Origin of the sequence: Citrobacter sp. wls826 (assembly GCF_005281245.1) — a bacterium.
GTDB lineage: Bacteria > Pseudomonadota > Gammaproteobacteria > Enterobacterales > Enterobacteriaceae > Citrobacter > Citrobacter braakii.
The window spans coordinates 26,209-32,564 of sequence record NZ_SZWS01000048.1; the positions used below are offsets into that span (position 1 = coordinate 26,209).

Annotated in this window: 6 protein-coding genes; all 6 read right to left on the reverse strand. The window is 52.5% G+C overall.

Going from position 1 to position 6,356, the window contains the following annotated elements:
• Positions 1–1,500: dipeptide/tripeptide permease DtpA (gene dtpA / locus FDW87_RS10760; protein ID WP_137379767.1), on the reverse strand; the 1,500-nt coding region annotated here is incomplete at its 3' end.
• A gap of 613 nt (positions 1,501–2,113) precedes the next feature.
• Entirely contained in the window at positions 2,114–2,749 is a 636-nt protein-coding gene (gene nth / locus FDW87_RS10765) for an endonuclease III (RefSeq protein ID WP_016153004.1), read from the reverse strand.
• Complete coding sequence (locus tag FDW87_RS10770) at positions 2,749–3,441, reverse strand: electron transport complex subunit E (RefSeq protein WP_016153005.1); 693 nt, start codon at positions 3,439–3,441, stop codon at positions 2,749–2,751. The genes nth and FDW87_RS10770 overlap by 1 nt, the downstream gene beginning before the upstream one ends.
• Before the next feature lie 3 nt (positions 3,442–3,444).
• Complete coding sequence (rsxG, locus tag FDW87_RS10775) at positions 3,445–4,065, reverse strand: electron transport complex subunit RsxG (protein WP_047358431.1); 621 nt, start codon at positions 4,063–4,065, stop codon at positions 3,445–3,447.
• Between the two features lie 9 nt (positions 4,066–4,074).
• Positions 4,075–5,127 carry an electron transport complex subunit RsxD gene (rsxD, locus tag FDW87_RS10780; RefSeq protein ID WP_047417613.1) on the reverse strand — a complete coding sequence of 351 codons (1,053 nt, stop codon included), beginning with the start codon at positions 5,125–5,127 and terminating at the stop codon, positions 4,075–4,077.
• Positions 5,128–6,356: electron transport complex subunit RsxC (rsxC, locus tag FDW87_RS22305; protein ID WP_252363112.1), on the reverse strand; the 1,229-nt coding region annotated here is incomplete at its 5' end. It abuts the gene before it with no gap.

The window sequence follows — 6,356 nt, forward strand, 5'->3', positions numbered from 1 at the left end:
TGTCGCGGCCTTAGAGGCTTTCTCATTGACGTCATCGTCCTGAGTCATACGATTCAGCTTCGGTGCCGTCAGCAGCATCAGAACAGCGATAACAGCCGTAGCAACACCAATCTGCAGGAACACACGACCGTAGACTTCAAGGGACATCAGCGGGTCAGTGACGTTCTCTGGTACAGCCATCATGTTGGCTACGTAACCACCGATGATGTTTGCACCGGCAGTGGTCAGGAACCAGCTACCCATGATGAAGCCCATCAGGCGTTGCGGAACCAACTGAGCCACCATTGCCAGACCCAGACCGGAGATCATCAGTTCACCGATACTTTGCAGACCGTAGCAGATGATCAGCCAGTTAACGGAAACGATGCCCGCATCGGTAGCGAATTTAGCACCCAGCGGCAGGATCAGGAACGCACCGGAACACAGCACCATACCAATCGCAAACTTGGTTGGCATCGGCAGGGTATCGCCCATCTTGTTATAGATAGCGGCGAGGATTGGGCTACCAATGATGATCCAGAACGGGTTCAGTGCCTGGTACTGCTCAGGTTCGAAAGCAATGCCAAGAATAGAGTGCTCAACGTTACGAATCGCGAAGAAGTTCAGTGAGGTCGGCATCTGGCTGTACAGCACGAAGAAGATAATCGCTTCCAGCATCAGAATGAAGGCGACGATCATTTTACGACGCGCAGCACCGTGCATGGTGAATGCTTCTTTACCGAAGATAAACACGATACCCAGAGCAATGACGCCCAGAACCATACGAGCGATCTGCTGGTTGTGCAGCAACCAGGTTGCAATCGCGATCAGCACCACGACGCCAACAATAGTCAGCAACAGGTTACGGAAGTTGATCGGCTCAAAGTCAGGTTTAGAACCGTACTGTTTAACCCAGCGCTGACAGAATGCGAAGTTAACAACGGTAATCAGCATACCCACGACGCTCAGAGCGAACGCGGTGCTCCAGCCGTAATGCGCAGCCAACCACGGTGTTGCCAGCATAGAGAAGAATGAACCGATGTTGACGGACATGTAGTACATGGTAAATGCACCATCAAGACGCGGGTCATCTTTGGCATAGCAGGTAGAGAGCAGGGATGATGGGTTTGCTTTAAACAGGCCGTTACCGACCGCGATGGCCGCCATGCCCATATAAACGATACCCGCATCGTGACCAGACCATGCTACCAACGCATAACCGATGGCCAGGACAACGGCACCCAGCATAATGACACGTTTTGTACCCAGAACTTTATCACCTAACCAGCCGCCAATGGCAACCAGACCGTACACCAGGGCGCTAAAGGACGAGAAAAGGGTGATGGAATCCGCTTCTGACATACCCAGTTGTTTAACCAGGTAGACGGCCATAATTCCTTGCAGGCCGTAATAACCAAAACGCTCCCACAGCTCAATAGAGAAAATGAGATAGAACGCTTTTGGTTGTTTGAAGGCGTTTAAACTCACGCTTTCTGTTGGTTTATTGTTTGCAGTAGACACTTTTACCTCTTTTTTTACATCCCATATCAACGGGGGTGTTCAGGCACGTGATGAGTCAAGTTCATCCGTCCGATTGTTATAGTGGGAGGGGAAACGGCAAGTAATGTTCACTATCTTGACCATTCAGACAAGTGGTTTGTAATAATCTGTTACATATATCATGACTGGTGAAATCGTCGGGACTGTGAAATGTTATCTAGCGTTAAATTTCTTCATTTGAAAAATGGCAGATTTTTACACTGTTTAATCAGGGTAAAAACCGCAATGTGGCGATATGTTCTGCTATTTGCGCTTGAATCCAGTGATATAGGCCATTATCTGAAAAATAGCCAGTGTAATGTTTTGTTTAGAAACTGTTCAGTTAGGTCATCTGATTGTCACTTTAACTAAAAAATAAATATTTTTTAACATTATGTTATCTGGATGATCTGGATCACGTATAGATAGAAATTTCTTTTACTAAAAAAACGATTAACCTGCTCAGGTGTTAATTAACAAGAATATTGCATTAGATATGGGCGGTTGAGCGGCATCATTGTCGGGAAAATAAACTCAGGGGAGTGCATAACTAATCGTTATGTTAGCGAGGGGCAAGCAGTATGCCCCGGCAGCATCAGATATCGACTTTCTCTTTGAATTCGCAAAGATCTTCGATAATGCAGGAACCGCAGCGCGGCTTTCTGGCTATACAGGTGTAGCGGCCATGAAGAATTAACCAGTGATGGCAATCGACTTTAAATTCACTAGGTACGACTTTCAGCAGCTTCTCTTCAACCTGCTCGACGTTTTTACCCGGGGCGAACTGGGTACGATTACAAACGCGAAAAATATGGGTATCTACGGCAATAGTGGGCCAGCCAAAGGCGGTATTTAACACCACATTAGCCGTCTTTCGCCCAACCCCGGGCAGGGCTTCTAATGCGGCCCGGTCTTCAGGCACTTCGCCATTATGTTGCTCCAGCAGAATGCGGCAGGTTTTAATCACGTTCTCCGCTTTGCTGTTAAACAAACCGATTGTCTTGATGTAGGACTTAACCCCTTCAACGCCAAGCTCCAGCATCGCGGCTGGCGTATTGGCGATGGGGTAGAGCTTAGCCGTCGCTTTATTGACGCTGACATCGGTGGCCTGCGCGGAGAGCAAGACTGAAATCAGCAGTTCGAACGGCGATGTAAAATTTAGCTCGGTTGTCGGATGCGGATTGTTCTCACGCAGGCGCGTCAGTATTTCCAGCCGTTTTGCTTTGTTCATTACACATTCCCTGTTTCACCGGCCGGACTGTCCGTGACAGCCGCCTCGGCACGACGTTTCTTCATTTTCTCATCAATCAGATACTTAACAGCCAGCATCAGACCCAGGCCAATAAACGCGCCTGGTGGCAGCATGGCCAGCAGAAACGGCGTATCGGTATGGAAGATCTCAACGCGCAATACTTTGGCCCAGCTACCCAACAAACCGTCTGCGCCATCAAAGAGTGTACCGTTACCAATTATTTCACGTAGCGAGCCCAGAACAAACATGGCGCCAGTTGCGCCCATGCCGATGGAAAAGCCATCGAGTGCGGATAGCGCAGGGCCTTTTTTGGCTGCGAAGGCTTCAGCGCGGCCAACAACAATACAGTTGGTCACAATCAGCGGGATAAAAATGCCCAGAGACTGATACAGGCCAAAAGCGTAGGCATTGATCAACATTTGCACCGCGCTCACCACGGAGGCGATGATCATGACATAAATCGGAATACGTATTTCAGGCGGTGTCCAGCGACGAAGGGCAGAAATCGTCAGGTTCGTCAGCGTCAGGACGAGCGTAGTCGCGAGTCCCAGGCCCAGCGCGTTAGTGGCGGTCGAGGTGACGGCCAACAGCGGACACATCCCGAGTAACTGCACAAGCGCGGAGTTATTTTTCCATAACCCTTGGACAATAACGTCTTTAATTTCGCTCATGGTTTATTCTCCACAGGCGCTAAGTTGAGGAAGTTTCGCGGGCAGCGTCTGCGCATACAAACCGGCGCGTTTTACTGCATTAACTACCGCACGCGGCGTAATGGTTGCGCCAGTAAACTGGTCAAAGTCGCCGCCGTCTTTTTTCACCGCCCAGTGAGCGTCGTTACCCGCAGCGATCGTTTTGCCGCTAAAGTGGGTGATCCAGTCGGACAGTCGCAGTTCGATTTTATCACCCAGCCCTGGCGTTTCATGATGTTCGGTCACCCGCGTACCCAACACGGTACCCGAAAAATCGACACCAACCAGCAGTTGAATAGCCCCGGAATAACCATCTGGCGCCGTAGCTTCAAGAATTGCTGCAACGGGACGATCGTCCTGGCGGGCAATATACACTCGGTGAGTGCCTTTGCCCAACGCCTGCGCATCGACCAGATAACAACTTTCGGACAAGTTATTATTGTAGCGATCGCCTGGCAGAACCTGATCGAACAGCGTTTTTTGCTGCAGCGCGGCTTGTTCATCAATGGTGGACTTGGTTAATTGATTGATTGCCGCGGTTAACCCCGTCGAGCCCGCTGCAAACAGCGCCAGAGTAATACCGTGTTTACGAATCGTTTTCAGCATAGGGAGTCCTTAGCGATGTCCGTACACGCGAGGGCGGGTGTAATAATCAATCAGGGGAACCGTGATATTTGCCAGCAATACGGCAAAAGCCACGCCATCAGGATAACCGCCAAAACTGCGAATCAACCACACTAACAGGCCCGCAAGTGCGCCAAAAATCAGGCGACCACGGTTGGTTGTTGATGCTGTAACGGGATCGGTAAGAATAAAAAATGCACCCAGCATGGTCGCGCCGGAAAGTAGGTGCAACTGAGGCGAGGCCAGCGAATCTGGCGAGAAAATCCAGCCTAAAGTGGCACAAACGGCGAGCGACAGCAGGAAGCTAACCGGGATATGCCAGCGAATCGCTTTCTGCCATAGCAACACGACGCCGCCCACCAGCCAGGCAAGGTTAACCCACTGCCAGCCAGCACCTGCAAGCATGCCGTTGTAGATTGGGTATTGCATCACCTGCTCAACAGTACGTCCTGCATGCAGCGACGTCTTAAAGGTATCGAGAGGTGTTGCCTGACTGATACCATCAATACCCATACGCAGCGTGTTCATATCCCCGCCGCTGGCGGTATGTCCGCTAAAGATAACGTTCAGGGCGTCAAAAAAACCAGGCACAGTCGCCGCAATTTCATGCGGCGGCAGCCAGCTTGTCATCTGTACCGGGAATGAAATCAGCAGCACCACGTAACCAATCATGGCGGGGTTAAACGGGTTCTGACCGAGGCCGCCATACAGCTGTTTAGCAATGATAACGGCGAATACCGTGCCTAAAACTACCATCCACCAGGGGGCGAGCGGGGGAATACTCACGGCCAGCAGTAACCCGGTGAGCAACGCGGAGTTGTCTTTTAAAATCGCGGCAATGGGTTGTTTACGCAGTTTAAGCACGCCCGCTTCGGCGGCGATAGCGCTGATGGCGGCCAGAACTATCTGGAACAACGTACCCCAGCCAAAGAACCACAGCTGAGCGGCGATCCCCGGCAATGCAGCCAGTAACACCAGCATCATGATACGCGATGTCTGGCGCTGGTTATGGGTATAAGGGGAGCTTGCTATTCTGAATACCATTTATTCCTCGTTTACAACCTGCTGCTGGGCGGCTTTCTTTGCCTGAGCGCGTGCAATAGCGGCCGCGACGGCGGCTTTACGCGGATCCACCGGTACGACTGTTTCCGTAACCGTCTGCTGCTCGAGCTTGCGAGCTTTGGCGCGGGCGATAGCCGCTTCCACGGCGGCTTTACGCGGATCCACCGGTTCGGCTGTTTCCGTAACCGTCTGCTGCTCAAGCTTGCGGGCTTTGGCGCGGGCGATTGCCGCTTCCACGGCGGCTTTACGCGGATCCACCGGTTCGGCTGTTTCCGTTACGGTTTCCTGCTCAAGCTTGCGGGCTTTGGCGCGGGCGATTGCCGCTTCCACTGCAGCTTTACGCGGATCCACCGGTTCGGCTGTTTCCGTTACGGTTTCCTGCTCGAGTTTGCGGGCTTTGGCGCGAGCGATTGCCGCTTCCACTGCAGCTTTACGCGGGTCGACCTCTGTGCTGCTGCCTCCAGCTTGGGGAGGGTTTTCCATCCGGGTTGCGCGAGCTTGCGCCTTACGCGCCTCGCGTGCGGCAATCACGGCACTATTGTCTGGTTTTTCGCCAGCCTGAATGACCACCGGCTGCATTGCCTGAGCCTGCTTTTCTTTTACGCGAGCCAGCGCGGCGGCAATGGCATCATGATCTTTAGCCGCAGGCTGAACGGCAGCGCTTTTGTGACGTTCAAGACGTGCTGCTTTTTCACGTTCGAGTCGCGCCTGTCGGGCTTCAAATCGCGCTTTCGCTTCAGCGGCACGTTTTTCTTCCTGACTAATGGCATAAATCTCGGCTTTTTCCTGACGGAAATACTGCACCAGTGGAATATTGCTTGGGCATACCCAGGCGCAGGCACCGCATTCAATGCAGTCCGCGATATTGTGCGCCGTTGCTTTGTCGTGCTGCTGCCCTTTACTGAACCAATAAAGCTGTTGCGGCAGGAGATCGGCCGGACAGGCATCGGCGCATGCGCTACAGCGAATGCAGCCTTTCTCTTCCGGCGTTTCTCCCATTTCACTGGCAGAGGGCGCCAGAAGACAGTTGGTTATCTTCACCACCGGTACATCCAGCCACGGCAGCGTAAAGCCCATCAGCGGCCCGCCCATAATCACCATCTGGTCAGCGGAAGGGCAGAAGCCCGCGTCATTGAGCAGATGACGAACCGGCGTGCCTAAACGCGCCCAGACGTTGCCCGGACGGCTGACGGCTTCGCCGGTCAGCGTCA